This window comes from Xanthomonas sp. SHU 199 (assembly GCF_000364665.1).
In the GTDB taxonomy this organism is placed as follows: domain Bacteria; phylum Pseudomonadota; class Gammaproteobacteria; order Xanthomonadales; family Xanthomonadaceae; genus Xanthomonas_A; species Xanthomonas_A sontii.
The window spans coordinates 1-3,758 of the sequence record NZ_AQOI01000278.1 but is presented as its reverse complement, the minus strand read 5'-3'; the positions used below and the strand labels follow the sequence as shown (position 1 = coordinate 3,758).

Sequence of the window (3,758 nt, the reverse complement as noted above, 5' to 3'; positions counted from 1 at the left end):
CGTGACTGATGGCACACCGCGCGGCGCCGCGTGGGCGGCCGGCCTCGCGCACGGCCCGCGCGGGCGAAGGGCCGTGCGGGTGGCGTCAGGGACGCGGCGGCGCGCTCAGCGCGCGGCGCAGAACCCGAACTCGGCAGTGGCGCCGGGGGCCAGGGTCTTGTTCCAGTCGACGCCGCTGGCGCTGAGCGTGGTCCCCGACTGGGTCCAGGTGGCGTTCCACAGGTTGTTGACCGTGCCGCTGATCGACAGGGTGACGCTCCAGTCGCCGCTGCTGCCGCCGGTGTTGGTCACCTGCACGCGGTTGCAGTAGCCGGCGTTCCAGTCGCTGTCGACCAGCACCTTGGTGCTGAAGCTGCTGCCGGACGGCGGCGGCGTGGGCGTTCCGCCGCCGCCGTTGCCACCACCACCGCCTCCACCATTGCCACCGCCGTTACCACCGCCGTTGCCGCCGCCACCGCCCGTGCTGCTGCCGTCGCCGTCCCACAGCTTCTTCAGCAGGGTCACCTTGTCGGTGCGCACCGTGCTCCAGTCGTCGTTGAGGATGCCGCCGGTGTCGCCGCTGTTCGGATTCCACGACCAGTAGAAGCCGCTGTGGATGCCCTTGCCGATCAGGTAGTCGACCAGTGCGTTCTGCCACTGCACGTCCAGCGGGTTGCCCTGGCCGTACTTGCCGCCGAACTCGCCCAGCAGCAGCGCGTGGCCGGCCTGGGCGAACTGGCCGAAGTGCTGCTCCCAGATCGCCGGCATGTTGGCCGGGAAATTGGACGCGCTGAAGTACGGCTGCATGTAGACGTCCGGTCCGTACACGTGCGGGGCGAGCAGCAGGCGGTTGGCCGGGATGGCCAGCGGGGTGCAGGCCAGCGGTTCCAGGTTCTCGCCCCAGAAGTGGGCGGTGTCGCTGGAGCAGGTGGACGTGTTGGAAATGCCTTCGACCACGATCAGCCAGTTCGGCGCCGCGTTCAGCACCACCGCCGACGCGCGTTCGGCGGCCTTGTTCCAGTCTGTGGCGGCATTGCCGCTGCCCCAGGTGGCGGCGCCGTGCGGCTCGTTCTTCAGATCCAGGCCGATCACCCCCGGCACCGACGCGTAGCGCTTGGCGACGAAGCTCAGATCATTCAGCCATTGCTGCTCGCTGTAGCTGCCGGTGTACCAGAGTTCGGAGATCGCGTTGCAGTCCGGGGTGTGGTGGTCGAGCAGCACATACATGCCGCGGCTGCTGAGTTCGTTGATCACCTTGTCGAGCAGCTGCAGCGAGTTCAGGCCCTGCAGGTCCGGATTGCGGCTGTAGTCGATGCTGCCGGGCGAGACCGCCTGCAGCGTCTGCGGGCAGAACGGCAGGCGCACGGCGTTGAAGCCCAGGCCCTGCATCTGCGTGATCATGTCCTTCCAGTTGCGCGCCCACAGGCCGTGCACGGTGTGCTGCGAGGTCTCGAAACCGAACCAGTTGACGCCGCGCAATTGCACGGCGTTGCCGGCGTCGTCCACCACCTTGCCCTGGTCGATGGCATAGCTCCAGGCCGAGCCGCTGGCGACCACGAGCGCCGCGGCCAGCAGGCAGCGGGTAATGCGGGAATGCAGGGATCGGTTCATCGCGATGCTCCGAGGGTGGCCGGTGCGGAGTGCGCCTGCCAAGGGGGCGGATACTGGGCGGCGATGATCGGCAGTGTCCGCCATGGCGGCCGTGACTGCCGTTGCAGAAGACGGGCTTGTCCACGGATTGCGCGCAGGCGCTGTGGTGATGTCCACGGGCGCGCCGTCGCCTGGTGAAAACGCCAACGGCAGCGTCGTGGGACGCTGCCGTTGAGGTTGGGCCCCGCGCGCTGCGCGGGGCGATGGCGCCGTCTTCAGCGGGCGGCGCAGAACCCGAACTCGGCGGTGGCGCCGGGGGCCAGGGTCTTGTTCCAGTCCACGCCGCTGGCGCTGAGGGTGGTGCCCGACTGCTTCCAGGTGGCGTTCCACAGGTTGTTGACGGTGCCGCTGATGGACAGGGTGATCGCCCAGTTGCCGGTGGCGCTGCCGCTGTTGGTCACCTGCACGCGTTCGCAGTAGCCGGCGTTCCAGTCGCTGTCGACGATGACCTTGGTGCTGAAGCTGGCGCTGCCCGGGGCCGGGGTCGGCGTGGGGGTCGGGGTCGGGGTCGGGGTCGGCTCCGGGGTGGGGGTCGGAGTGGGCGTCGGCGTCGGCGTGGTGCCGCTGGTGTCGCCCCACAGCCGCTTGAGCCCGGTCATCTTCTCGGTGCGCACGGTGGTCCAGTCGTCGTCGAGCACGCCGCCGGTGTCGCGGCTGTTCGGGTTCCATGCCCAGTAGAAGCCGCTGCGGATGTTCTTCTTGATCAGGTAGTCGATCAGCGCCTTCTGCAGGATCGGGTCCTGCGCCTGGTTGCGGCCTTCGTTGCCACCGAACTCACCGATCATCATGGTGTAACCGAGCTGGGTCAGCTGGCCGAACTGGCGCTCCCAGATCGCCGGCATGTTGGCCGGGAAGCTGCTGTCGCCGAAGTAGGGCTGCCAGTTCACGTCCGGGCCGTACACGTGCGGCGACAGCAGCAGGCGGTTGGCCGGCACGTTGAGCTTGGTGCAGGTCAGCGGTTCCAGATTGCCGCCCCACCAGTAGCCGTAGCTGCTGGAGCAGGTCGGGTTGTCGGTGATGCCCTCGACCACGATCAGCCACTTCGGCGCCACCTTCAGCACCGCCGCCGAGGCGCGCTCGACCGCCTTGTTCCAGTCGGTCTTGAGGTTGCCGGTGCCCCAGGTGTTGCGGCCGTTCGGCTCGTTCTTCAGGTCGATGCCGATCACGCCCGGCACCGACGCGTAGCGCTTGGCCACGAACGTCAGATCGCTGAGCCACTGCTGCTCGCTGTAGGAGTCGGTGTACCAGAGTTCGGAGATGCCCTGGCAATCGGGCGAGTGGTGGTCCAGCAGCACGTACATGCCGCGGCTGCTCAACTCGTTGACCACCTTGTCCAGCACCTGCAGCGAATTGAGGCCCTGCAGGTCCGGGTTGCGGCCGTAGTCGATGCTGGTCGGCGCGACGCCGCGCAGGGTCTGCGGGCAGAACGGCAGGCGCACGGCGTTGAAGCCCAGGCCCTGCATCTGCGTGATCATGTCCTTCCAGTTGCGCGCCCACAGGCCATGCACGGTGTGCGCGCTGCCTTCGAAGCCGAACCAGTTGACGCCACGCAGCTGCACCGCGTTGCCGCGGTCGTCCACCACCGTGCCTTTGCTGACGGCGTAACTCCAGGCCGAACCGCTGGCGGCCAGCAGCGCGGCGGCCAGCACGCAACGGGTGATGCGGGTGAGAGGGGACATCGACATCTCTGCAGGTCTCCGGAAGCGGGCCGGCCCCGCAGTCGGAGCGGCCCAGGTGAGGGTAGGGGCAACGGACGCCGCGCCCGGCTCGGGTGGAAGCCGGGAGGGGCACGCGGATCGGCGTGGCCACCGGATCGGCGCGGCCCCGTGATGCGCGAGCGCGGCATTAGAGCATGTTCAGATTCGTATTTGAGCGGTTTATCACAATAAATTTTTGCGACAGCGCACGTCTGGCGGGTGCCCGGCCCTCGCCGGTCCCGCGGCCGCCTCGCTACACTCGGCCGCTCATGCCTGCCGAGAGGGATCTTCGTGCAACGTCCAAACCTGTCCTTCGCGGTGCAGTGGCCCCAGTGGCGCCCCGATTCCGCCATCCGCGCGCGCCGCGGCGCCGGCGCAGCGCGGCGCGCGTGAGTCGGGAACCGCTACCGCCGTCCGCAGCGCCGGCGCCTG

General features: G+C 68.8%; 2 protein-coding genes. Both read right to left on the bottom strand.

Going from position 1 to position 3,758, the window contains the following annotated elements; translation table 11 throughout:
* Positions 1-105: 105 nt before the first annotated feature.
* The gene (locus D183_RS0110385) at positions 106-1,590 is read right to left on the bottom strand and encodes a cellulase family glycosylhydrolase (protein ID WP_017908929.1); all 1,485 of its coding nucleotides are present in this window, start codon (positions 1,588-1,590) and stop codon (positions 106-108) included.
* Between the two features lie 254 nt (positions 1,591-1,844).
* On the bottom strand, positions 1,845-3,308 hold the full coding sequence (locus tag D183_RS0110380; protein ID WP_039727024.1) for a cellulase family glycosylhydrolase: 1,464 nt from the start codon (positions 3,306-3,308) through the stop codon (positions 1,845-1,847).
* Between the last annotated feature and the right edge of the window lie 450 nt (positions 3,309-3,758).